This window comes from Pseudomonas sp. KH_021, from assembly GCF_057838865.1.
Window position 1 is genome coordinate 783,751 of sequence record NZ_CM174477.1, and the last position, 22,158, is coordinate 805,908.

The following is a 22,158-nucleotide window of genomic DNA, read 5'->3' on the forward strand; positions in this document are numbered from 1 at the left end:
AGCGTTGTCAGGGGAGATTCGCCAGTTTAGCCAAGATGACAGGCGGTTGTGTAGACCCTGAACACACCGCAGGCAAGCCCAGCTCTCTGTAGGAGCCAGGTTTACCTGCGATGGCCTCGCCGCGATCCTTCAGTCGGATCGCGTCAACTTCATCGCGGCTAAAGCCTGCTCCTACCGGACGTTGAGCCGAGTTTGGTCGACCCCGAATCAGTCAAAGATCCCGAAAGTCATATAGCTGAACCACGAACGATCGCTGTTGTTGCCTTCAGCTTCGTGGTTTTCTTCCTCGACCGCGTCACTTTCTTTAGGCAGCAGATCGCTTGGAATGGCTTCCTTGGCGTCTTCGTACTGTTTGATCACGTCCTGGTTGGCGCGCGTCTCGCCCGGCGGCAGCGGCACCTCGGTTTCGATCAGGCCCAGGGTGGCCTTGGACAGCCACGACCGGTTGTCCGCTTCGTCCTGCTGAGGCACGAACTGGCCATCGACCAGGCTTGGGTGGTTCGGGTAGTTGAGCTTCAGGGTCTCAAGGCTAGTGGCCGCCAGGTCATTCAGATCCAGGCGCAGGTAGGACTCGACCATCACTGCCAGGCCGTCACCGACCGAAGGGGTTTCCTGGAAGTTTTCCACCACGTAGCGGCCGCGGTTGGCGGCGGCGACATACGCCTGACGGGTCAGGTAGTAATCGGCTACGTGGATTTCGTAGGAGGCCAGCAGGTTACGCAGATAAATCATGCGCTGCTTGGCGTCCGGCGAGTAACGGCTGTTGGGGAAGCGGCTGGTCAGTTGGGCGAACTCGTTATAAGAGTCGCGGGCCGCGCCCGGGTCACGCTTGGTCATGTCCAGCGGCAGGAAGCGCGCCAGCAGGCCGCGGTCCTGGTCGAACGAAGTCAAGCCCTTGAGGTAGTAGGCGTAATCGACGTTCGGGTGCTGTGGGTGCAAGCGGATGAACCGTTCGGCGGCCGATTTGGCGGCCTCGGGTTCGGCATTCTTGTAGTTCGCGTAGATCAGTTCGAGCTGGGCCTGGTCGGCGTAGCGCCCGAATGGATAGCGCGACTCCAGTGCCTTGAGTTTGCTCGTGGCGCTGGTGTAGCTATTGTTGTCCAGGTCGGCCTGCGCCTGCTGGTACAGCTCGGATTCGCTCAGGTTTTCGTCGACCACTTCTTTCGAAGAACAGGCGGCGGTGAGTCCGAGGATGGCGATCAGCAGCAGGTGTTTCACTTGCATGGCGGCTTGCGTCCCTATGACGGCCGCTGTCTTGGGCGTGGCCGTCCTGTTATGATGAGCACCCCGTGGAACCCTCGGGGCAAAAGACGTCGTATTTAACCACAAGCGTGCAGCTGAAACCAAAGGCTGTGCCGTCGCCTAGTCCGAGCATGTCCGAGATCATACAACTTCGCGCAGAGGTGCCGTCCGAACTGGGCGGGCAACGCCTCGATCAAGTCGCCGCCCAATTGTTCGCTGAGCATTCACGCTCGCGCCTTTCCGCCTGGATCAAGGAGGGGCTGCTGACTGTGGATGGCGCCGTCCTGCGTCCGCGTGACACCGTCCATGGCGGTTCACTGCTGGAGCTTAATGCCGAGCAGGAGGCCCAAGGCGAGTGGGTGGCCCAAGACATCGAGCTGGATATCGTCTACGAAGACGACCAGCTGATGGTCATCAACAAACCCGCAGGCCTGGTGGTCCACCCGGCTGCCGGCCACGCCGACGGCACGCTGCTCAATGCGTTGCTGCACCATGTGCCGGACATCATCAATGTCCCACGCGCTGGCATTGTGCATCGCCTGGATAAGGACACCACTGGTCTGATGGTGGTCGCCAAGACCATCCAGGCCCAGACCAACCTGGTGGCACAACTGCAAGCCCGGTCAGTCAGCCGCATCTATGAATGCATCGTGATCGGCGTGGTAACCGCCGGCGGCAAGATCAACGCGCCGATCGGCCGTCATGGCTCCCAGCGCCAGCGCATGGCCGTGATGGAAGGCGGCAAGCCTGCCGTCAGCCATTACCGGGTGCTTGAGCGCTTCCGCTCGCACACCCATGTGCGCGTCAAGCTGGAAACCGGCCGCACGCACCAGATCCGGGTGCATATGGCCCACGTGAACTTCCCGTTGGTCGGCGATCCGACGTACGGTGGTCGTTTCCGTATCCCGCCTGCTGCCAGCCTGACCATGGTCGAGGCGCTCAAGACCTTCCCGCGCCAGGCCCTGCATGCTCGCTTCCTGGAGCTGGACCATCCGACGACCGGTCAACGCATGAGCTGGGAATCGCCACTGCCGGATGATTTCGTCTGGCTGCTGTCGCTGCTCAAGCAAGACCGCGAGGCGTTTGTCGGATGAATGGGCTCACGCCTGACCTGCTGATTCCTGACTGGCCCGCGCCAGCCGGGGTCAAGGCTTGCGTGAGCACTCGTGCCGGAGGCGTCAGCCAGGCACCGTTCGACAGCTTCAACCTGGGCGACCATGTGGGTGATGATCCGGCTGCGGTGGCTCAAAACCGCCGCCGCCTGACCGACACCTTTGCCATTGAGCCTGCCTGGCTCAAGCAGGTACATGGTGTGGTGGTGGCCGATGCCGACCCTGCCGTGATTGCCGAAGCCGATGCCAGCTGGACAACCACGCCAGGTATTGCCTGCACCGTCATGACTGCCGATTGCCTGCCAGCCCTGTTCTGCGACAAGGCCGGCACTCGGGTGGGTGCGGCCCACGCCGGGTGGCGCGGCCTGGCTGCGGGTGTGCTGGAGGCCACGGTCGAACGGCTGGGTGTCCCGGCCGATCAGGTCATGGTCTGGTTGGGCCCGGCCATTGGCCCGAAGGCTTTCGAAGTCGGGCCGGAAGTGCGCGAAGCGTTCGTCAGCACTCACCCTCAAACTGAGCAGGCCTTTGTGCCTAGCATCAATGCTGGCCGCTTCATGGCTGACATTTATGAGCTGGCGCGCCTGCGCTTGGCTGAAATTGGTGTTACAGCAGTTTACGGAGGCGGCTTGTGCACCGTCACCGATTCGCGCTTCTTTTCCTATAGAAGCGCCGCCCGCACGGGCCGCTTCGCCTCGCTGGTCTGGTTGGACCGCCGCTGAGGGTTGACCTGCGTCAATCCCGCTACGCTTGAATCTTCCATAATCGTCCGCATCTACAGTGGTATCTCTGGCAGGTTTTCGTCAGTAGGCGCTGTTGACCGCGCCGGCCTGCCCATAAGGAAGGTGACACATGCGAATAGACCGTCTTACCAGCAAGCTGCAATTAGCCTTGTCCGATGCCCAATCCCTGGCCGTCGGTATGGATCACCCCGCCATCGAGCCGGTGCACCTGTTGCAAGCGCTGCTCGAACAGCAGGGCGGTGCGATCAAGCCCCTGTTGATGCAGGTGGGCTTTGATATCAATAGCCTGCGCAAGGAATTGAGCAAAGAGCTCGACCGTCTGCCCAAAATCCAGAACCCCACGGGCGACGTCAATATGTCCCAGGACTTGGCGCGCCTGCTCAACCAGGCCGACCGCCTGGCTCAGCAGAAGGGTGACCAGTTCATTTCCAGCGAGTTGGTGCTGCTCGCGGCCGCCGATGAGAACAGCAAGCTGGGCAAGCTGCTGCTGGGTCAGGGCGTCAGTAAGAAAGCATTGGAAAACGCCGTGGGCAACCTGCGTGGTGGTGCCGCGGTCAATGACCCGAATGCCGAAGAAGCACGCCAGGCCCTGGACAAATACACCGTGGACCTCACCAAGCGTGCCGAAGATGGCAAGCTGGACCCGGTTATTGGCCGTGATGACGAAATTCGCCGCACCATTCAGGTCTTGCAGCGTCGGACCAAAAACAACCCAGTCCTGATCGGTGAGCCCGGCGTGGGTAAAACCGCCATCGCCGAAGGCCTGGCCCAGCGAATCATCAACGGCGAAGTGCCAGACGGTCTTAAAGGCAAGCGCCTGCTGTCCTTGGATATGGGCGCATTGATCGCCGGTGCCAAGTTCCGCGGCGAGTTCGAAGAGCGTCTCAAGGCGTTGCTTAATGAGCTGTCCAAGCAAGAAGGGCAGATCATTCTGTTTATTGATGAGCTGCACACCATGGTCGGCGCCGGCAAGGCCGAGGGCTCCATGGATGCGGGCAACATGCTCAAGCCAGCCCTGGCCCGTGGTGAGCTGCACTGCGTGGGGGCAACCACGCTCAATGAATATCGCCAGTACATAGAGAAGGACGCTGCGCTTGAGCGCCGCTTCCAGAAAGTGCTGGTGGATGAGCCGAGCGAGGAAGACACCATCGCCATTCTGCGGGGCCTCAAGGAGCGTTATGAGGTTCACCACAAGGTGGCAATTACCGACGGTGCCATTATTGCCGCGGCCAAGCTCAGCCATCGCTACATCACCGACCGGCAACTACCGGACAAGGCGATCGACTTGATCGACGAAGCGGCCAGCCGTATCCGCATGGAGATCGACTCCAAGCCTGAAGTGCTCGATCGCCTTGAGCGTCGCTTGATTCAGCTGAAGGTCGAATCCCAGGCCCTGAAGAAAGAAGACGATGAGGCGGCCATCAAGCGCCTGGAAAAGCTGACCGAGGAAATCGCCCGGTTGGAGCGCGAATATTCGGACCTGGAAGAAATCTGGAACTCGGAAAAGGCCGAAGTCCAGGGTTCGGCCCAGATCCAGCAAAAGATCGAACAGTCGCGCCAAGAGCTTGAAGCAGCCCGGCGTCGTGGCGACCTGAGCCGCATGGCCGAGCTGCAATATGGCGTGATTCCAGATCTGGAGCGCAGCCTGCAAATGGTCGACCAGCATGGCAAGAGCGACAACCAGCTGTTGCGCAGCAAGGTCACTGAAGAAGAAATTGCGGAAGTGGTATCGAAGTGGACCGGTATCCCGGTCTCCAAGATGCTCGAAGGCGAGCGCGAAAAACTGCTGAAGATGGAAAACCTGCTGCATCAGCGTGTGATTGGCCAGGATGAAGCGGTGGTGGCCGTTTCCAACGCCGTGCGTCGTTCACGGGCCGGTTTGTCCGACCCCAACCGGCCAAGCGGCTCGTTCCTGTTCCTGGGCCCGACCGGGGTGGGTAAGACCGAGCTGTGCAAGGCGCTGGCCGAGTTTTTGTTCGACACCGAAGAGGCCATGGTGCGGATCGACATGTCCGAGTTCATGGAGAAGCATTCCGTGGCTCGCCTGATCGGTGCACCGCCAGGGTATGTCGGCTATGAAGAAGGTGGTTATCTGACTGAAGCGGTGCGGCGCAAACCTTATTCGGTGGTGCTGCTCGATGAAGTCGAGAAGGCGCACCCGGACGTGTTTAACGTCTTGCTGCAAGTATTAGAAGACGGGCGCCTGACCGACAGCCATGGCCGTACGGTGGACTTCCGTAACACGGTCATCGTCATGACCTCGAACCTGGGCTCCGCCCAGATCCAAGACTTGGTCGGTGATCGCGAAGGGCAACGAGCAGCGGTGATGGATGCGGTGACTTCGCACTTCCGGCCGGAGTTCGTCAACCGGATCGACGAAGTGGTGGTGTTCGAACCACTGGGTCGCGAGCAGATCGCGGGTATCACCCAGATCCAACTGGGCCGCCTGCGCAGCCGCTTGGCCGAGCGTGACCTGAGCCTGGAGCTGAGCCCCGAGGCGCTGGATAAACTGATCGCGGTGGGTTACGACCCGGTCTATGGCGCACGGCCGCTCAAACGCGCTATCCAGCGCTGGATCGAGAACCCGCTGGCTCAGCTGATTCTCTCGGGTCAGTTCCTGCCTGGCACCAGCATTACTGCCAAGGTGGTAGGCGAGGGCATCGAGTTCAGTTGATTGCTGCCCAAAGCTTGCCCGCGAGGTGTTGTGCCTGACACTTCGCGGGGGCTCCATCGCCGGCAAGCCGCACTCCTACAGGTAGGAGCACGGCTTGCCGGCGATGCTTTTTCGTAACCTCGCGATTTATTGGAAATTTTTCTTTGCATTTTGCTGCGAGTGCTCTTAGAATGCGCCCCGCTGCATGTCACCAAGCTAATTTCCGATTTATTCGGGTCACTGAAAAAAAGTTGTAAATCAGTGAGTTGAAAGAAAATTAGGGGTTGACAAGAGTTTTGAAGGTTGTAGAATAGCGCGCCTCAGAGGCACTAACGCAGAGATGCGAAGGCACCGAAGAGTCAGCGTGGTAGTGATACAGTCGTTGAGATTGCAGTAAGTAACATTGAAATTGATAGTTCCGTGATAGCTCAGTCGGTAGAGCAAATGACTGTTAATCATTGGGTCCCAGGTTCGAGTCCTGGTCACGGAGCCAAATTTCAAGCCGGGGTATAGCGCAGTCCGGTAGCGCGCCTGCTTTGGGAGCAGGATGTCAGGAGTTCGAATCCCCTTACCCCGACCATTTTTGGGTCGTTAGCTCAGTTGGTAGAGCAGTTGGCTTTTAACCAATTGGTCGTAGGTTCGAATCCCACACGACCCACCATTTTTGACTTCGGTACGCTGAAGTCGAATCTTAAAAGGTAAGGCGTTATTTGCGCCTTGCTACGAAAAGGCGCCTTAATTGGTGCCTTTTTTTTACCGGGGTATAGCGCAGTCCGGTAGCGCGCCTGCTTTGGGAGCAGGATGTCAGGAGTTCGAATCCCCTTACCCCGACCATTTTCGCCCAGGCTGTACATTGGGTAGAAAATCGAAAATCGAAGACATTGGCTTCGATTTCAAAAAGAAAGGCGTCCTTCGGGGCGCCTTTTTTTCGTCTGCTGGTTTTGAGCTTGACTGCTTTTGGGTAGGTGCCTAATGCACCGCGGCGTGGCCATCGCAGTGGTACGGCATTCCGGCAAGGCTGGCTCCTACACGGGGGGGTGTAGGAGCCGGCTTTAGCCGCGATGAACGCGCCGCGGTTTGTCTGATGCGCCGCGGCGTGGCCATCGCGAGCAAGCTCTGCTCCTACCTAGTGTGCTGTCTGCGAAATAGCTTTTCTAATTTTTCACCTACACTTCAGGTGTCATTTCCCCCTTGGAGAGCTTCAGGTGAGCGCACTGGACATTACGCTTAGCTCCGAAGAAAAGGCCGAACTGAACCGGCGCGTTCGCTCCGCCACCATTCCCCAGCGTGAAGGTCGTAGAGCACGCATTGTGCTGCTTGCAGCACAGGGCGAAACACGGGAAGAGATTGCACGACTGACTGGGTTTTCTCTCCCGACAGTCACCAACTGGTGCCAACGCTTTCAGTTGCTCCGGCTCGACGGATTGATTGATAAACCAGGTCGTGGACGCAAGTCGTCGCTGCCTGCCGATACTGTCCGCCGCGTCTTGGAGCAGGTCACGAAACCTCGCATTGGCGAGTCGCGATGGAGCTGCAGGAGTATGGCGAGAGCGGTCGGGATTTCTTCGAGTACGGTCCATAAGTTATGGGCTGCCAATGACTTGAAGCCTCATCTGACTCGCACCTTCAAGCTCTCAAACGATCCGCAGTTCGAACAGAAATTCTGGGATGTTATCGGCCTTTACCTGGCCCCGCCGGACAAGGCATTGGTGCTGTGTTGCGACGAAAAAAGCCAGGTGCAGGCCTTGGAACGCACGCAGCCTGGATTGCCTCTGGGCATCGGCCACATCCAGACGAAATCACATGATTACACCCGCCACGGCACGGTTACATTATTCGCTGCGCTGGATTATCTGCAGGGAAAATTGATCAGCAGCATCGAACGTCAACACCGTCATCAAGAGTGGTTGTCCTTCCTCAAGAAGATCAACAAGCAGACCCCCAAGAATCTCCAGCTTCACCTGATCGTCGATAACTATGCGACGCACAAGCACGCCGCCGTGAAAACCTGGCTGGCGAAGCACCCGCGTTTCCATATGCACTTCACACCGACGTCCAGCTCTTGGATGAACATGGTCGAACGATTTTTCCGAGACATCACGGTGTATCTACGAGACGGTAGCTTTGCCTCGGTGCGCGAGTTGGAATCCTCGATAACAACGTTCATGGCACTAAGAAATGCTCAGCCGACCCGGTACGTTTGGAACGCGAAAGGCGAGGAGATTTTGAGCAAAATCCAACGAGCTCGCGAGGCACTTGAGGCCGTACCATAGGGATAAATTATTTCGAAGACAGCACACTAGGAGAGAGCAAGGGGTTGAATCAATGCAGCTTAAGGCGCGGCTCGGTACCACGGCCGATTCGGCTGCCCAACATCAGCATCAGGGTGCGGAAGGTGCCATAGAGCGCCATCTGGTGCATGCGGTACAGCGACACGTAGAACATCCGCGCCAACCAGCCTTCCAGCATCACGCTACCCGTCAGGTTGCCCATCAGGTTACCCACCGCCGAGAAGCGCGACAGGGAAATCAGCGATCCGTAATCCAGATAACGGTATTCCGGCAGGGCCTGGCCTTCGATTCGCAATTTCAACGACTTTGCCAGCAGCGACGCTTGCTGGTGCGCCGCTTGCGCCCGCGGTGGAACATTGCGATCAGTGCCGGGTTGCGGGCAGGCTGCGCAGTCACCAAAGGCGAAGATATTGTCGTCGCGAGTCGTTTGCAGGGTCGGGCGCACCACCAGTTGATTGATTCGGTTGGTTTCCAGGCCGTCGATTTCTTTCAGGAAGAGCGGGGCACGAATCCCGGCTGCCCAGACTTTCAAACTGGCAGGAATGGTCTGGCCGTCAGCGGTGACCAAATGCTCGGCCGTCACTTCGCTGACTGAAGCGTTGGTCAGCACCGTGACGCCGAGCTTTTCCAGGGTCTTGTGCACAGGAATACTGATGCGCTCTGGCAACGCGGGCAGTACGCGAGGGCCAGCCTCGATCAGGGTGATGCGCATGTTTTCCGGCTTGATACGGTCCAGTCCATAGGCCGCCAGCTCGTGAGCGGCATGGTGAAGCTCGGCCGCCAGCTCAACACCCGTGGCGCCAGCGCCAACAATGGCCACACTGATTTGCGAGCTGTCATCACTGCCAGCGTGGGCGCGCAGGTAATGATTGAGCAGGCGCTGGTGAAAGCGTTCGGCCTGTTTGCGCGTGTCGAGAAACAGGCAGTGGTCTGCCGCGCCGCGAGTACCGAAGTCGTTAGTGGTACTGCCGACGGAAATCACCAGGCTGTCATAGCCCAGGGTGCGTGCAGGCACAAGCTCCACGCCATTTTCGTCGAGGGTCGCCGCCAACTGGATCTGCTGGGACTCACGGTCAAGCGCGCTCATGCGGCCGAGTTGAAATTCGAAATGATTCCACTTGGCCTGAGCCACATAGTTCAGTTCGTCTTCGGACGTGTTCAGCGAGCCTGCAGCCACTTCGTGCAGCAGAGGTTTCCAGATGTGGGTCAGGTTGGTGTCGACCAAGGTGATGCTGGCCTTGCCGCGCTTGCCCAGGGTTTTACCCAGGCGGGTCGCCAGTTCCAGGCCGCCGGCGCCGCCGCCGACAATGACAATACGGTGAGTCATGGGGACATCTCATAAGGTTTACGGAATTCGGATGAGCACGCGGCCGCAGGAGGGGGCCGGACTGGGCGAGTGCAAGGCAGCTCATAGCACCAGATGACTCAAGAGACGGCTCAATAAGCCCAGGCCAACGGTTACCAGCACCACCATGCAAAGGAGCAGCCAGGGCCTGAAAGGCTTGCGCTCGACTTGATGCTGTGGGGCTTGCAGGTACTGATCGACGCGTTGCTGGTCGTCGGGATTCAGGCGGCTGGTCATTGAGGGCCTCGTCGGGTAGACGCATCAGACTGTGAGAAAGCTACACCGTTCACTGTAGTCGGGCTGTCGTTACATAAATGTGCGGACGAGGCGAAATGATTGCGCTTTGTATCATTCGCCGTAGGTTTTCGCTATGCCAAGAGTGTGTCATTACAGGCTGATTCCGACGTCGAACACAATGCTGCGCCCCAGGTTGCTGCGCAAAAAGTCAGGGGCATCGGGGTGGGCAAACAACACCCGGGCAAACGTCGGCCCCACCAGCGACAGCGAGCGCCAGCCCTGGCGCAAGTATTCGGTGGGCGGAGGGAAGTGGCTGTTGAGGTCCAGTACTTCGCGCTTGAGGCTGGCGAAGGCGATGATATCCAGTTCACTCAAATCCAGCCCACGTTCGCGGTAGTTGTGCGATTTTTTGCGCAAGGTCGGTGCCAGCCGCTGCAACAGCTCCTGGGCACTGATACGTCGGGGCTTGGCTTCGCGGCGCACCAGTTGGCTGAGCGAAAAGGCGCTGCGCCTGCGCTGTAGCTCTTCGCGCCATTCATCATTGAGGCGGCGCCCCTCGTCTAGCACGAAAAACACTTCAAAACTGGCATCGCGAAACAGCACATCCGGTGGTTCTTGCCCGGCAGGGGTGAAGTCTTCGCCGCGGTAGGGAATATTCAGGCCTTGCAGCAGGCGCTGGCAGACCCAACGCTCACGTTCCCATTTACGAGCATTGGAGAGGAACGCATTGGCTTGTTCGGCCTGAATCGTGAGCAGGCGCAAGTAATCTGAGTCATCCATGAGAAACAGCTTAGCGTCCAATTGCTGACAAAATTGATTTAACGCGATGGGTGCGAAAGAAATTCTTGCACAGCGTATGAACCCGCTCGTGGTCTGGGCAGGCGATGTAGACTTTGGCTTGCACCGTCGATAAAGGAATCTGATGCATGATTTCCGCCCAGGTTTTGTCCGACCAGAGCCTGACCTTCGGCTGGCTGATCTATGTGCCTTTACTGGCCTGGGCCATTGCCAAGGCGCCGTGGGTCGAGCTGTTCAGCGACAGTCGCCGTCAGCATTTGCTGTTCGGGACGGTGTTTGCGCTGTTCGTGCTGTGGCTGATACGACGGGATTTCGATACCGGCGTGTCGTATCACTTTATCGGCATGACCGCAGTCACGCTGTTGCTGGACTGGCCGCTGGCAATCATCGGCGGCCTGATCGCGCAGATGGGCCTGGTGGCGCTGGGGCGTCAGGACTTGATGGCGGTGGGGGTGAACGGCATATTGCTGATCGGCCTGCCGGTGCTGGTCACCGAAGCCTGCGCAATGCTGGTGGAATACAAACAGCCGCGTAATCCCTTTGTGTACATCTTCTGCTCGGGCTTTCTGGCCGCGGCGTTGTCGGCTTTGTGCTGTTTGCTGGCGGGGCTGGGTTTGCTGTGGGTCGATGGGCGCTTCGCCATGCCGGAATGGATCACCGACTTTATCGGCTACCTGTGGTTGATCATCTTTCCCGAGGCCTTTATCAACGGCATGATCGTCAGTGCGCTGGTGGTGTTCAGCCCAGAGTGGCTGGAGACCTTCAATCGCACCCGTTACCTGCAGGCCCCCTGGAAAGACGACGAACCGCCGGGCGGCGGTTCGTGATGATACTCAGTGCCCGCGTGGCGTGAGCTCTTCGGAAAACAGCTCGTCCTCGGCATCCGGTGCGACAGGGATCTTGTGTTCCTCCGAGGCCCAGGCCCCCAGGTCGATCAGCTTGCAGCGATCGGAACAGAAAGGGCGGTTTTTGTTGGCGGCGGTCCATTCCACGGGGGCGCCGCAGGTAGGGCATTCAACGGTCAAGGGCTGGCTCATGGCTGGCCTCCACGTAATGTCAGGTAAAAGTGATGCAGGCGGTCGATTTCTGAATGCAACCAAACCAGGTCGCGGTCATTGACCAGAACATCATGGGCATGGCGCAGGCGTTCTTCGCGGCTGGCCTGGGCCTTGAGGATGGCCGCCACCTGCTCGGGGGTGGTGTTGTCGCGCAGCAGGGTACGCTGCACCTGCAAGGTCTCGGGTGCATCGATCACCAGGAGGCGCTGGGTGTTGCGCACTTGTCCGGATTCGATCATCAGCGGCGAGACCAGCACGGCATAAGGTGATTCAGCCTTGGCCAGGTAACTGAAAATCTCTTGGCCAATCAAGGGATGCAAAAGCGCTTCCAGCCAGCGTCGCTGTTCGGGGTCCTCGAAGATCAGCTTGCGCAGGGCAGCGCGGTCGAGCTGGCCGTCCCCTTGCAGCACGCCAGGCCCAAAGCGCTCGACAATACTGGCCAGCGCAGGGCGCCCAGGCTCCACGACCCAGCGTGCGGCCTGGTCGGCATCCACCAAGTGGACACCCAGCTCGACGAAGCGCTCGGCGGCGGCACTCTTGCCGCTGCCAATGCCACCGGTCAGGCCGAGAATCCAGGGAGTAAAAGCGGGTTTGGTCATCACAGGCCAGCAAATTGCAGATAGGAAGTGGTTATTTGACCACCCCAGAGCAATGCGATCCAGCCCGCGATCGCCAAGTAGGGCCCAAAGGGAATCGGCGTGCTGGTTTGGCGATTGCTCAAGCGCAACAGCAAAAGGCCCAGCAGGGCGCCCACCAGCGACGACATCAACAGGGTCAGCGGCAAAATCTGCCAGCCGCCCCAGGCCCCCAGCATGGCCAGCAGCTTGAAGTCGCCATGGCCCATGCCGTCCTTGCCGGTGACCCACTTGAATACCCAGAAGACCGACCAGAGGCACAGATAACCCGCCACGGCGCCCCAGATCGCATCGTGCAGCGGCACGAACAGTTCGAAGGCATTGACGATCAAGCCCAGCCACAGCAGCGGCAACACCAGCACATCGGGAAGCAGTTGGTGGTCGGCATCGATCAGGCTCATCGCCAGCAATCCCCAGCTCAGCAGCATGAAGCAGGCGGCGGCCCAGCCAAAACCGAAATGCCAGGCGATAAAGCCGGTGAGCGCGGCACTGGCCAGTTCGACCAATGGGTAACGTGCACTGATCGGCGCCTTGCAGCCCGAGCAGCGGCCGCGCAGAAACAGGTAGCTGAGCAGCGGCAGGTTTTCCCAGGAGCGAATGCGATGGGCGCAGTGCGGGCACTCTGAGTGCGGAAGCATCAGGTTGTAGCGCGGTTGCTCCGGCGTTGCCGGCAGGCTCAGGATCTCGCGAGCCTGCGTTTGCCAGTCGCGTTCGAGCATTTTTGGCAGGCGATGGATCACCACATTGAGAAAGCTGCCGACGATAAGCCCCAGAATAATTGCGCAGGTGATGAAGGCCGGCGGGTACTGCGCCAGAAGATCGAAGAAAGACATGCTTAGATAACGTCGCCCAGTTGGAAGATCGGCAGGTACATGGCAACCACCAGGCCACCGACCAGTGTGCCGAGAACCACCATGATAAGCGGTTCCATCAGGCTGGTCAGGCTGTCGACCATATTGTCGACCTCGGCTTCGTAGTAAGTGGCGACTTTATCGAGCATGTCATCCAGCGCACCCGACTCCTCGCCAATGGCGGTCATCTGCACGGCGAGGGTCGGGAAAACCGCTGTGGTACGCATCGAGAAGTTCAACTGCATGCCGGTAGAGACGTCCTGGCGGATACGCTTGACCGCTTTGCGAAAGACCACGTTGCCTGTGGCACCCGCCACCGAATCCAGAGCTTCTACCAGTGGAACCCCCGCGGCAAAGGTTGTGGACAGCGTGCGGGCATAGCGGGCCACGGACGATTTGTAGATAAGCCCGCCAATGATCGGGAACTTCAACAGGCCACGGTCGACCAGATCCCGAAATTTCTGGTTGCTGCGGTGGGCGTGACGCCAGCCGAAAAAGGCCGCGACGATGCCGATGAGGATTATCCACCAGGCTTTCTGCACGAATTGTGAGAGCCCCACCACTTGCTGGGTGAACCACGGCAGTTCGGCGCCGAAGCCTGCAAACAGCGACTCGAACTGCGGCACCACGTTCACCAACAGAATCCCGGTGACCACCACGGCCACGATCAGCACCATGATCGGGTAGGTCATGGCTTTGCGAATCTTGGCCTTCAGGGCTTCGGTCTTTTCCTTATAGGTGGCCACGCGATCGAGCAGGGTGTCCAGCGCGCCGGCCTGCTCGCCGGCGTCTACCAGGTTGCAGTACAGCTCATCGAAATATTGCGGCTTCTTGCGCAGCGACGTGGCGAAGCTGTTACCCGCGGCGACCTCCTGTTTGACCTCATCGACCAGCTTGCGCATGTTCGGGTTGTCGAAGCCTTCGCCAATGATGTCGAACGACTGCAACAGCGGTACACCGGCCTTCATCATGGTTGCCATTTGCCGGGTGAAGAGGGCGATGTCCAGCGGCTTGATACGCTTGCCCGCGCTGAACAGCGAGAAGCCTTTCTTGCGGACTTTGCTGGGGTTGATTCCTTGCTTGCGCAGCTGCGCCTTGACCAGCGTCGGGTTCTGGCCACTGAGTTCGCCAGAGATTTTCGCGCCTTTCTTGTCGACGCCTTCCCAGGTATAGGTGCTGATTTTCGCCGCTTTCGCCGCCATCGGTTAATCCTTGGTGACGCGGTTGACTTCTTCAAGGCTGGTGACGCCTTGTATGACTTTGAGCAGCCCGGATTTACGCAGGTCGTTGAAACCGTCCGCCCGCATCTGCCGGGAAATATCCAGCGCGTTGCCTTCGGACATGATCAATTGCTGCATGGCCGGGGTGTTCTTGACTACTTCATAGATGCCGACCCGTCCTTTGTAGCCATTGTTGCAGTGGTCGCAGCCCTTGGGCTCATAGACCGTGAAGGTGCCGATCTGTTCAGGCGCGAAACCCTCCTTGATCAGCGCCTCGCGCGGTACGTCGATCGTCCGCTTGCAATGCGGGCACAGTTTGCGCGCCAGGCGCTGGGCGATGATCAGGTTAACGGAGGTGGCGATGTTGAACCCGGCCACGCCCATGTTCTGCAGGCGCGTAAGGGTTTCGGCGGCGCTGTTGGTGTGCAGGGTCGAGAGCACCAAGTGGCCGGTCTGGGCGGCCTTGATGGCGATCTCGGCGGTTTCCAGGTCACGGATCTCGCCGACCATGATCACGTCCGGGTCCTGGCGCAGGAACGAGCGCAAGGCCTGGGCAAAGTCCAGCCCCTGCTTGGGATTGACGTTAACCTGGTTGGCGACTTCACGCAGAATGCCGTCGGTACGCACTCGCACGCGATAGGATTTTTCGTAAGGCTCAAAGTGCAGGTCGGACGAGCCGCCCCTGATCGCGTCCAGCAGCATTTTGTTGACGAAGCGCACCACGGGCGCGTCCTCGGCATCCTGCCCGCCGTGAGGGTCGTGTTCCTTATCGTCGACCGCCTCGACATCGACGCTGTCCAGGTCCACATCGGCCATGTCTTCCAGGCCGGTGTGGCCGGTATCGAACAGGCGCTCGATGGCTTCGGCAAGCTTGTCCTCTTCAACCAGAATCGCTTCGGTGATCAACCCGGTACTGAACTGGATATCAGTAATGGCTTGATGGTTGGTCGGGTCAGAAAGGCCGACAAACAATTTATTGCCACGGCGCCACAAGGGCAGGGCATGGTGCTGGCGCACCAGCTTTTCGCTGACCAACCACTTGGGTTGGCTGTCTTTATCCAGGCAACTGAGGTCGAACAGGGCCACGCCGTAATGTTCGGTGGCGATTTCAGCGACTTCGCGGCTGTGCACCATCCGGTTCTGCACCAGAAAATGCACCAGCGGGACCTTATTGCGACGGGCTTGCTGCAACGCCTGCTGCGCGGATTTTTCGGTCAGCAGTTCGGCATCGACCAACTGCCTGGCCAGACCTGTGAGGGCTAAATCATTCATTTGAAAACCAGGCTCCTGCGGTCAGAGGTTTATAGCCTAGACGAGCGCGGGTGCCAACTTGGAGAGTGGGGCGGTGACAAAAAGTGTCAGCTTTGGCCCTTGAGGGGCATCGGTAGTGATGCCCCGACGCGCTGGGGCTGTAACAAGTCATTGAAATAGAACAATGGCATGGCACTTGCTCTACTCTGTGCAGGTCAACAGGCCTCATTCTCAGGGAGACGTTCTATGAAAGGTCAGAATCAGAAAGGTTTCACCCTAATCGAGCTGATGATCGTGGTTGCGATCATCGGTATTCTTGCGGCAATTGCGATTCCGGCGTATTCGAAGTATCAGGCGAGGGCGAAGGTGACGGCGGGTTTGGCTGAAGTCTCTGCACTGAAGGCCGGTTTCGAAGACGCTGTTAATAACGGCGCGGCAGTGACCCCAGTAACAATCATTGGTGCTGCCCAGGAAACCACTTCGAACTGTGCACTGACTGCATCGTCTACAGCATCCGGGACTACAACCGGCGTGATGACCTGTACTTTGCAAAATCCTCCAGCCGCTGTTACCGGTGGCGTGATTACACTGACTCGTCAGACCAACGGTGGCTGGATATGCACGACCAACGTTGCGGACGATTACAAACCCAAAGGCTGTACTGCAGCATCTTGATAATTGGGTGAGCGGTAGCGATACGGCTGCCGGCGGCTAAACAAAATTCCCGCTCACGTAGCGGGAATTTTGTTTTCAGAGCCCCATCAGGGGCAGGAGAAAGTAGTCATGAATGACAACCGCGGCTTCACTCTGATAGAAATCATGATCGTGGTCGCCATCATCGGTATCCTGGCAGCCATCGCGATTCCCAGTTACAACAACTATCAATCGCGGGTGAAAGTCTCTGCGGGGTTGGCAGAAATCTCTGCGCTGCGAACGCCTTTCCAGGACAGCCTCGACCAGGGCATCGACATTGCGAGCACCGCCGCACTCGGCGGTCAACCCAACGCCCCCGCCCAAGTGCAAGGCAAAACCATCACCCTGACCCATTCCAACGCCAACGGCTGGGTGTGCACCACCAACAGCGGCGCGGCCTACGCCCCCAAGGGCTGCACCAGCTCCTGACCGCTGCAGGCTTTTCAAACCGTTATTAAACAGTGAGTTGTACAACGCCAACGGCAGTGGTAGCGTTAGCGCCACGCCGGTGTAGCTCAGTCGGTAGAGCAGCGCACTCGTAACGCGAAGGTCGCAGGTTCGATTCCTGTCTCCGGCACCAATCTCTACAAAACACCATCAAACCTGTGTAGGAGCCAGGCTCGCCTGCGATACAGCCACCGCGCAGTGTCAGGCACGACGCCTCGCGGGTAAACCCTGCTCCTACCGTTCAGTCCCGCAGGAAAATCATGGGTTTGTCAGCAACCTGAAAGCCAATTGTGCGCAGTGCCTGACCCATGAGCGCCGAATGGCCCGCCTCATCAATGCAAGCTTCAAGACGTAGTAAGGTGGCCGGTGATAATCCACCTGGTCAGCCTAATGGTCATACCTGTAATTACTTTGGCGTGTGTGTATTGAACCGGTCGACGTGCTTAGGCTGGAGCATTTCATTGGCCTGGGCCTTGCCGAACAATCCCGGCAACACGTCGCTCGCCGGCCTGGCCTTGGCGAAGTCTTCGAGCATCCACTCAGGGTTGGTCTCATTGACCCTTTCAGATTTGAGCTGCTTGCTCATAGCTTTTGACTTCCCGTTTATTGGCTTTTCGAAAACTGATGACGTGAACGGCATCGTCTCGAGGGGCGCCGAACCGTCGCGATTCAGACGCCGTGGTGAACCAGCTATACCGTGGTGATTTCATCGCAAGCAAGCTTTGCTCCTACAAAATGAGCGAGCTGAGCAGCTCCTCAGGTTGCTGTCAGCAAGAGCCATCAAACCATCACCGGAAACTCTTCCGAGCTATCCGGCCAAGGCGTCAGCACTTCAAACCCGTCCTCAGTCACCAGCACCATATGCTCCCACTGGGCCGACAATGACTTGTCCTTGGTGATCACCGTCCAACCATCGCTGAGCATTTTCACCGCGTGTTTGCCAGCGTTGAGCATTGGTTCGATGGTGAAGATCATCCCGGCCTTGAGTTTCATGCCGTGGCCTTTGATGCCGTAGTGCAGCACCTGGGGTTCGTCGTGGTAGACCTTGTTAATGCCGTGGCCGCAGAACTCGCGTACCACGCTGTAGCCGTCGCGATGGGCGACGGTCTGGATGGCGTGGCCGATGTCGCCCAGGGTGGCGCCGGGGCGCACGGCCTTGATGCCGGCCCACATGGCTTCAAAGGTGGTGTTCACCAGGCGCTTGGCCTCGGGGGAGGCTTCGCCCACGTAGTACATGCGGCTGGTGTCGCCGTACCAACCGTCTTTGATGACGGCGATGTCGAGGTTGATGATGTCGCCGTCTTTAAGGGTTTCGCTGGAGGGGATGCCATGGCAGACCACATGGTTGACCGAGGCGCAGACGGTTTTCGGAAAGCCCTGGTAGCCGACGTTGGCCGGCACCACTTTTTGCACTTTGACGATGTAGTCGTTGCAGAGCTGATCGAGCTCGTCAGTGGTCACGCCCGGTTTGACGAAGGGGGTGAGGTAGGCGAGCACCTCGGCGGCCAGTTTCCCGGCTGCGCGTGATTTGGCGATGTCTGCCGGGGTGTTGATGACGACTTGCTTATTCATGTGCGGTATCCGTTTCTAAAGCAACAGCAGCGGTACTTTCAAAGCTCGAAAGCCCGGAAATCCATTTGCCGGAAAATCGCGGGCAAGCCCTGATGCCAGTCAGTTAAGGCAACCGCGGTGTGCCCATCGCGGCTAAAGCCTGCTCCTACCCTGAAGTCAAAGCCGTCTCAGAGACTCAAGCGCATCGACAGATCCACTGCCTTCACGTCTTTGGTCAGCGAGCCGATCGAGATGTAGTCCACGCCGGTTTCAGCGATTTCTACCAGGGTGCTTTCATTCACGCCGCCGCTGGCCTCAAGCTTTGCCTTGCCTGCGGTCAGGCGGACGGCTTCGCGCATGTCATCCAGGCTCAGTTCGTCGAGCATGATGATGTCGGCACCGGCGTCCAGGGCTTCACGCAGCTCGTCCAGGCTTTCGACTTCAACTTCCACAGGTTTGCCGGGGGCGATTCGATGGGCTGCGGCCACGGCCTGGGCAATGCCGCCTGAGGCCGCGATATGGTTTTCCTTGATCAGGAAGGCGTCATACAGGCCAACGCGATGGTTGTGGCAGCCGCCACAGGTAACAGCGTACTTCTGGGCCAGGCGCAGGCCAGGGACGGTCTTGCGGGTGTCGAGCAACTTGACCTGGGTGTGCGCCACCTTGTCGGCCATGAACTGCGAACGCGTTGCCACGCCAGAGAGCAATTGCAGGAAATTAAGTGCGCTGCGCTCGCCGCTCAACAGCGCGCGGGCGGGGCCTTCGAGGTGGAACAACACCTGGTTGGCTTCGGCCCGGTCGCCGTCACTCACTTGCCAATGCACGGTCACACGAGGGTCCAGTTGACGGAATACGGCATCGACCCAAGCGGTGCCGCTGATCACACAGGCGTCACGGGTGATGATTCTGGCGGTGGCCAGGCGTTCTTCAGGGATGAGCTGGGCGGTGATGTCGCCGCTGCCGATGTCTTCCAACAGTGCGCGGCGCACATTGGCTTCGATTTCGGCAGTCAGGTCGGCGAGGCGAAGATTTGGCATGGCAGGCTCCAATACTAAGTGGCTGGGATTATAGGGCAGTGGACCCAGCGGGGCGACAAGCGTGTTGCAAGCAGCTGCCCGTCAAGCATTTGGTCGCGTCAATGGACCTTTTCGCGTTTTTTTCGGTCTCTTTTTTGAGGCGCTCCGCTGTTCCGGTTTCCGGGCAGGGGGAGGGAGGTGCAAACCAGCACCTTTGCATGGAGACCGGTATGCACAATGACGGGAAAGTGGTGCCACTCAAGGGCACTGCCGATCAATCGAGCTCAACGCCACTGCTGCGTTTTCCCGTCGCCTTGTTGCAGGTGCGTGACTTGGCCGTGATGCAACTGCGCCAGAACTTGCGTGTGTTGTTCGACAACGCCGACGACACACTGTTCGAAATGGCCGACAAGGCCTGTGATGTTGCCGATCAGAATCTCTTCTTCGAAGCCATGCGTGACCTGCGCCTCAAGCGCAAGCGGATCGAGTGCGACTTTATCGAGAAACTCCAGCTGACCTTCACCGATCTTGCCCAGCCTGGGCGCCGTGCCCCGATCAGAGGCGAAACACTGTTGTTGGTCGAGAATGATGAGCTCGAGCGCACGGTGGCCATCGATACCATGGTGGATAAAGTCTTTGCCCATGAAGGCTTCGCGCTACGGCAATTGACCATGCGCTTGGCAGAGCTGCTTGGCCGTCCTCTGGAGGACCGTGAAAACCCGTTGGCACCGGGGATGTTATGTGAGTGCTTTTTACAGTCCGGCCGCGGCCTGGGCGTGGTCATCACGGTCGAGCTGATTGTGCTTAAGCTGTTCGAGAAATATGTCTTGGGCAATGTGCGCCAACTCTACACCGACGCCAATCAACTGTTGGCCGCCGCCGGCGTGCTGCCGAACCTGGCGATGTCGCCCGGCCGGCGCAGCATGGATCGCAGGGCTCCCCCGGCAATGCGAGCGGTGCCGGGAACGTCCGCTGCCGCTGCGCCCATGGCTTTTGCCCAGTGGAAAGGCCTGCTTGAACCGCGGCGAGGGTACTTCGCGCGGTGTGGCGATGACAGCACGGAGGTCCAGCCGATCGCCACGCGTGACTTGCTGCGCTTGCTTTCCCATCTTCAGCACGTTGTGCCGGTGCAAGAGGCGCGGGTCGAGTTTGACCTGCGCGACCGGCTCAAGCAGATGTTGTCCCAAATCAACGTCAAGAAGGGTATCCGGCGGGGGCTCGCCGGGGTCGATGAAGATGTACTCAACCTGATGGCCCTGTTGTTTGAAACCATCGACAGCGAACAGAGGCTGCCCCCTGCCTTCAAGACCTTGATCGCTCGTTTGCAGATCCCTCTGTCGAAGGTGGCGCTATCGGACCCTGGGTTGTTCAGCCGAACCCAGCATCCGGCGCGACGCTTGCTCAACGAGGTGGCGAATGTGGCCCGAGGTTGGGATGAGAAAGACGCCACTTCACAAGACGATCCGCTGCCCTTTATCGAGCAGATCGTTCAGCGCTTGCTCGATGGATACGCCGACGACCCGACGATCTTTTCCGAGTTGCTGGCGGAGTTTCTGGCCGTGAGTGGCGAGCAGCGTCGGCGCAGTGAATTGCTGGAGCAGCGCACCCGTGATGCGGAGCTTGGGCGCGCCAATGCCGAGCGCGCGCGCCTGCGAGTGGAAGATGAGCTGAACCTGCGCCTGGTCGGCAAGACGTTGCCCGAGGACGTGGTGTGCTTGATTGAGGAAGCCTGGAGTCAGTATCTGTTGCTGGTCTGGCTCAAGCATGGCGAAGCCTCGGTTCAATGGCGCGAAGGTCTGGCGACTCTGGATCAGTTGATCTGGAGTGTGGCGCCCGCACAAGAGCCCGACTTCCAGTTGCGTTTGCTTGAATGCGTGCCCGAATTGCTCAAGGCGCTGCGTGATGGCCTCACACGCTCGGCGTTCGATCCCTTTGCCACGGGAGATTTCTTTGCCCGCCTGGAGGTCCTGCATCTGCAGGCTTTACAAAGCAGTACACCGGCACTTGATTCAACGTGGCTTTGGGTCACTCGCCCTATCGTGCTTCACGCGCTTGGAGAGCCACAACAGCCATCATCGGGTATCGACCTGACCTTCGATGATGCCAGTATGTTGAAGGTTGATACTTTGCTGCCCGGCACCTGGTTCGCGATGATCGTGCCTGGGGGTAACGAGATACGCTGCAAGCTGGCGGCACTGATTAACGCTACCGGAAAATACCTGTTTGTGAACCGCAATGGGCTCAAGGTGCTGGAGATGTCGCGCCTGGAGCTTGCGGCTTGCTTGCACCGTGGCCATGCGCAGCCGTTGGATGATTCGCCGTTGTTTGACCGTGCGCTGGAGCGGGTGCGTGCATTGCTTTAAAAAAATTGAATTGTTTGTGGGCCAAATGTATCGAGGCGCTGCCCAGCAGGCGCCTGGCGCGGCATACTGAGGCCCTGATGTCCGCGATCAAGGAACGCCCATGCAGCTGGACCCCGCAAGTGGTTGGTGCGACGGCATAACGCATTGCCCATCGCCCAATTTCAATACTCGCCCCCAGGGCGAAATCTCCCTGTTGGTTATCCACAATATCAGCTTGCCGCCGGCGCAGTTCGCCACCGGCAAGGTGCAGGAGTTCTTCCAGAACACCTTGGATGTAACTGAGCACCCTTACTTTGAAGGCATCGCCGAACTGCGTGTTTCCGCTCATTTTCTGATTGAGCGCAACGGCCATGTGACGCAGTTTGTCTCGTGCCTGGACCGCGCCTGGCACGCAGGGGTTTCCCGCTTCGAGGGGCGCGAGGGTTGCAACGACTTCTCATTGGGGATTGAGCTGGAAGGCACTGATGACCTGCCGTTCACCGATGCCCAGTATCATGCCCTGGCAACATTGACCCGGCAGTTGCAGGCCGCTTGGCCTGCCATCACCGCGAAACGTATCCAGGGTCATAGTGACATCGCTCCGGGACGCAAGACCGACCCGGGCCCGGAGTTCGATTGGCCGCGTTATCTGGCCAACCTTCAGGATTGAAGAGGA

20 protein-coding genes, 5 tRNA genes and 1 pseudogene are annotated in these 22,158 nt (G+C 59.0%); 14 read left to right on the forward strand and 12 right to left on the reverse strand.

Annotated elements, in window-relative coordinates; genetic code table 11:
- Positions 1–207: 207 nt before the first annotated feature.
- Positions 208–1,224: an outer membrane protein assembly factor BamD gene (locus AC3IX4_RS03750; RefSeq protein WP_489259295.1), complete on the reverse strand. Its 1,017-nt coding sequence runs from the start codon at positions 1,222–1,224 to the stop codon at positions 208–210.
- Positions 1,225–1,373: 149 nt separating this feature from the next.
- On the opposite strand from AC3IX4_RS03750, the gene rluD reads away from it, so the two are divergent.
- From rluD to AC3IX4_RS03790, 8 genes are all read left to right on the forward strand, one after another.
- Positions 1,374–2,336 carry a 23S rRNA pseudouridine(1911/1915/1917) synthase RluD gene (gene rluD, locus AC3IX4_RS03755; RefSeq protein ID WP_489259296.1) on the forward strand — a complete coding sequence of 321 codons (963 nt, stop codon included), beginning with the start codon at positions 1,374–1,376 and terminating at the stop codon, positions 2,334–2,336.
- A complete protein-coding gene (pgeF, locus tag AC3IX4_RS03760; RefSeq protein WP_489259297.1) occupies positions 2,333–3,073 on the forward strand; it encodes a peptidoglycan editing factor PgeF in 741 nt (246 codons plus the stop codon). Before rluD ends, pgeF begins: the two co-directional genes overlap by 4 nt.
- Positions 3,074–3,203: 130 nt before the next feature.
- Positions 3,204–5,768, forward strand: a complete 2,565-nt coding sequence (clpB, locus tag AC3IX4_RS03765; protein WP_489259298.1) for an ATP-dependent chaperone ClpB — start codon at positions 3,204–3,206, stop codon at positions 5,766–5,768.
- Positions 5,769–6,164: 396 nt separating this feature from the next.
- Positions 6,165–6,240: transfer RNA gene (locus AC3IX4_RS03770), tRNA-Asn, on the forward strand.
- Positions 6,241–6,250: 10 nt separating this feature from the next.
- A tRNA-Pro gene (locus tag AC3IX4_RS03775) sits at positions 6,251–6,327 on the forward strand.
- A gap of 5 nt (positions 6,328–6,332) precedes the next feature.
- A tRNA-Lys gene (locus AC3IX4_RS03780) sits at positions 6,333–6,408 on the forward strand.
- Positions 6,409–6,504: 96 nt separating this feature from the next.
- A tRNA-Pro gene (locus AC3IX4_RS03785) sits at positions 6,505–6,581 on the forward strand.
- A gap of 371 nt (positions 6,582–6,952) precedes the next feature.
- Positions 6,953–8,020 carry an IS630 family transposase gene (locus tag AC3IX4_RS03790; RefSeq protein WP_489256307.1) on the forward strand — a complete coding sequence of 356 codons (1,068 nt, stop codon included), beginning with the start codon at positions 6,953–6,955 and terminating at the stop codon, positions 8,018–8,020.
- A gap of 49 nt (positions 8,021–8,069) precedes the next feature.
- On the opposite strand, the gene AC3IX4_RS03795 is transcribed toward AC3IX4_RS03790, so the two are convergent.
- The 3 genes from AC3IX4_RS03795 to AC3IX4_RS03805 all read right to left on the reverse strand — a co-directional run bounded on the left by AC3IX4_RS03795 (position 8,070) and on the right by AC3IX4_RS03805 (position 10,400).
- Entirely contained in the window at positions 8,070–9,365 is a 1,296-nt protein-coding gene (locus tag AC3IX4_RS03795; protein ID WP_489259299.1) for an NAD(P)/FAD-dependent oxidoreductase, read from the reverse strand.
- Positions 9,366–9,446: 81 nt separating this feature from the next.
- On the reverse strand, positions 9,447–9,620 hold the full coding sequence (locus AC3IX4_RS03800; protein ID WP_489259300.1) for a DUF3094 family protein: 174 nt from the start codon (positions 9,618–9,620) through the stop codon (positions 9,447–9,449).
- A gap of 150 nt (positions 9,621–9,770) precedes the next feature.
- A complete protein-coding gene (locus tag AC3IX4_RS03805) occupies positions 9,771–10,400 on the reverse strand; it encodes a DUF1780 domain-containing protein (RefSeq protein WP_489259301.1) in 630 nt (209 codons plus the stop codon).
- 146 nt (positions 10,401–10,546) lie between these two features.
- Between AC3IX4_RS03805 and AC3IX4_RS03810 the strand changes: the two genes are divergently transcribed.
- Positions 10,547–11,245, forward strand: coding sequence for an energy-coupling factor ABC transporter permease (locus AC3IX4_RS03810; RefSeq protein ID WP_489259302.1), 699 nt, complete (start codon positions 10,547–10,549; stop codon positions 11,243–11,245).
- 6 nt (positions 11,246–11,251) lie between these two features.
- Here the strand turns inward: AC3IX4_RS03810 and yacG are convergent, their stop codons facing one another.
- The 5 genes and pseudogenes from yacG to AC3IX4_RS03835 form a co-directional block, all read right to left on the reverse strand.
- Positions 11,252–11,455 (reverse strand): DNA gyrase inhibitor YacG, encoded by a 204-nt coding sequence (yacG, locus tag AC3IX4_RS03815; RefSeq protein WP_489259303.1) that lies wholly within the window; start codon positions 11,453–11,455, stop codon positions 11,252–11,254.
- Positions 11,452–12,075 carry a dephospho-CoA kinase gene (gene coaE / locus AC3IX4_RS03820; protein WP_489259304.1) on the reverse strand — a complete coding sequence of 208 codons (624 nt, stop codon included), beginning with the start codon at positions 12,073–12,075 and terminating at the stop codon, positions 11,452–11,454. The genes yacG and coaE overlap by 4 nt, the downstream gene beginning before the upstream one ends.
- On the reverse strand, positions 12,075–12,944 hold the full coding sequence (locus AC3IX4_RS03825; RefSeq protein WP_489259305.1) for a prepilin peptidase: 870 nt from the start codon (positions 12,942–12,944) through the stop codon (positions 12,075–12,077). Before AC3IX4_RS03825 ends, coaE begins: the two co-directional genes overlap by 1 nt.
- 2 nt (positions 12,945–12,946) lie before the next feature.
- Positions 12,947–14,164: a type II secretion system F family protein gene (locus tag AC3IX4_RS03830; protein WP_489259306.1), complete on the reverse strand. Its 1,218-nt coding sequence runs from the start codon at positions 14,162–14,164 to the stop codon at positions 12,947–12,949.
- A 3-nt stretch (positions 14,165–14,167) separates the two neighbouring features.
- Positions 14,168–15,274: pseudogene (locus AC3IX4_RS03835) on the reverse strand (ATPase, T2SS/T4P/T4SS family); the annotation flags it as partial.
- 405 nt (positions 15,275–15,679) lie between these two features.
- Here AC3IX4_RS03835 and AC3IX4_RS03840 point away from each other — a divergent pair.
- The 3 genes from AC3IX4_RS03840 (at position 15,680) to AC3IX4_RS03850 (ending at position 16,706) form a co-directional block, all read left to right on the forward strand.
- A complete protein-coding gene (locus tag AC3IX4_RS03840) occupies positions 15,680–16,108 on the forward strand; it encodes a pilin (RefSeq protein ID WP_489259307.1) in 429 nt (142 codons plus the stop codon).
- Positions 16,109–16,216: 108 nt separating this feature from the next.
- Positions 16,217–16,555 carry a pilin gene (locus tag AC3IX4_RS03845; RefSeq protein ID WP_489259308.1) on the forward strand — a complete coding sequence of 113 codons (339 nt, stop codon included), beginning with the start codon at positions 16,217–16,219 and terminating at the stop codon, positions 16,553–16,555.
- 75 nt (positions 16,556–16,630) lie between these two features.
- Positions 16,631–16,706: transfer RNA gene (locus AC3IX4_RS03850), tRNA-Thr, on the forward strand.
- A 273-nt stretch (positions 16,707–16,979) separates the two neighbouring features.
- Here AC3IX4_RS03850 and AC3IX4_RS03855 read toward each other — a convergent pair.
- From AC3IX4_RS03855 to nadC, 3 genes are all read right to left on the reverse strand, one after another.
- Positions 16,980–17,159 carry a hypothetical protein gene (locus AC3IX4_RS03855; RefSeq protein ID WP_489259309.1) on the reverse strand — a complete coding sequence of 60 codons (180 nt, stop codon included), beginning with the start codon at positions 17,157–17,159 and terminating at the stop codon, positions 16,980–16,982.
- A 194-nt stretch (positions 17,160–17,353) separates the two neighbouring features.
- Complete coding sequence (gene map, locus AC3IX4_RS03860) at positions 17,354–18,145, reverse strand: type I methionyl aminopeptidase (protein ID WP_489259310.1); 792 nt, start codon at positions 18,143–18,145, stop codon at positions 17,354–17,356.
- A 167-nt stretch (positions 18,146–18,312) separates the two neighbouring features.
- The gene (gene nadC, locus AC3IX4_RS03865; RefSeq protein WP_489259311.1) at positions 18,313–19,161 is read right to left on the reverse strand and encodes a carboxylating nicotinate-nucleotide diphosphorylase; all 849 of its coding nucleotides are present in this window, start codon (positions 19,159–19,161) and stop codon (positions 18,313–18,315) included.
- 209 nt (positions 19,162–19,370) lie between these two features.
- Between nadC and AC3IX4_RS03870 the strand changes: the two genes are divergently transcribed.
- Both AC3IX4_RS03870 and ampD read left to right on the forward strand, forming a co-directional pair.
- A complete protein-coding gene (locus AC3IX4_RS03870) occupies positions 19,371–21,503 on the forward strand; it encodes a DUF1631 domain-containing protein (protein WP_489259312.1) in 2,133 nt (710 codons plus the stop codon).
- A 100-nt stretch (positions 21,504–21,603) separates the two neighbouring features.
- On the forward strand, positions 21,604–22,152 hold the full coding sequence (gene ampD / locus AC3IX4_RS03875) for a 1,6-anhydro-N-acetylmuramyl-L-alanine amidase AmpD (RefSeq protein ID WP_489259313.1): 549 nt from the start codon (positions 21,604–21,606) through the stop codon (positions 22,150–22,152).
- Positions 22,153–22,158: the final 6 nt, after the last annotated feature.

Bases quoted from the DNA above. Each gene is read 5' to 3' on its own strand.
- AC3IX4_RS03750 (WP_489259295.1), bottom strand. From the start codon at position 1,224: ATGCAAGTGAAACACCTGCTGCTGATCGCCATCCTCGGACTCACCGCC.
- rluD (WP_489259296.1), top strand. From the start codon at position 1,374: ATGTCCGAGATCATACAACTTCGCGCAGAGGTGCCGTCCGAACTGGGC.
- pgeF (WP_489259297.1), top strand. From the start codon at position 2,333: ATGAATGGGCTCACGCCTGACCTGCTGATTCCTGACTGGCCCGCGCCA.
- clpB (WP_489259298.1), top strand. From the start codon at position 3,204: ATGCGAATAGACCGTCTTACCAGCAAGCTGCAATTAGCCTTGTCCGAT.
- AC3IX4_RS03795 (WP_489259299.1), bottom strand. From the start codon at position 9,365: ATGACTCACCGTATTGTCATTGTCGGCGGCGGCGCCGGCGGCCTGGAA.
- AC3IX4_RS03800 (WP_489259300.1), bottom strand. From the start codon at position 9,620: ATGACCAGCCGCCTGAATCCCGACGACCAGCAACGCGTCGATCAGTAC.
- AC3IX4_RS03805 (WP_489259301.1), bottom strand. From the start codon at position 10,400: ATGGATGACTCAGATTACTTGCGCCTGCTCACGATTCAGGCCGAACAA.
- AC3IX4_RS03810 (WP_489259302.1), top strand. From the start codon at position 10,547: ATGATTTCCGCCCAGGTTTTGTCCGACCAGAGCCTGACCTTCGGCTGG.
- yacG (WP_489259303.1), bottom strand. From the start codon at position 11,455: ATGAGCCAGCCCTTGACCGTTGAATGCCCTACCTGCGGCGCCCCCGTG.
- coaE (WP_489259304.1), bottom strand. From the start codon at position 12,075: ATGACCAAACCCGCTTTTACTCCCTGGATTCTCGGCCTGACCGGTGGC.
- AC3IX4_RS03825 (WP_489259305.1), bottom strand. From the start codon at position 12,944: ATGTCTTTCTTCGATCTTCTGGCGCAGTACCCGCCGGCCTTCATCACC.
- AC3IX4_RS03830 (WP_489259306.1), bottom strand. From the start codon at position 14,164: ATGGCGGCGAAAGCGGCGAAAATCAGCACCTATACCTGGGAAGGCGTC.
- AC3IX4_RS03840 (WP_489259307.1), top strand. From the start codon at position 15,680: ATGAAAGGTCAGAATCAGAAAGGTTTCACCCTAATCGAGCTGATGATC.
- AC3IX4_RS03845 (WP_489259308.1), top strand. From the start codon at position 16,217: ATGAATGACAACCGCGGCTTCACTCTGATAGAAATCATGATCGTGGTC.
- AC3IX4_RS03855 (WP_489259309.1), bottom strand. From the start codon at position 17,159: ATGAGCAAGCAGCTCAAATCTGAAAGGGTCAATGAGACCAACCCTGAG.
- map (WP_489259310.1), bottom strand. From the start codon at position 18,145: ATGAATAAGCAAGTCGTCATCAACACCCCGGCAGACATCGCCAAATCA.
- nadC (WP_489259311.1), bottom strand. From the start codon at position 19,161: ATGCCAAATCTTCGCCTCGCCGACCTGACTGCCGAAATCGAAGCCAAT.
- AC3IX4_RS03870 (WP_489259312.1), top strand. From the start codon at position 19,371: ATGCACAATGACGGGAAAGTGGTGCCACTCAAGGGCACTGCCGATCAA.
- ampD (WP_489259313.1), top strand. From the start codon at position 21,604: ATGCAGCTGGACCCCGCAAGTGGTTGGTGCGACGGCATAACGCATTGC.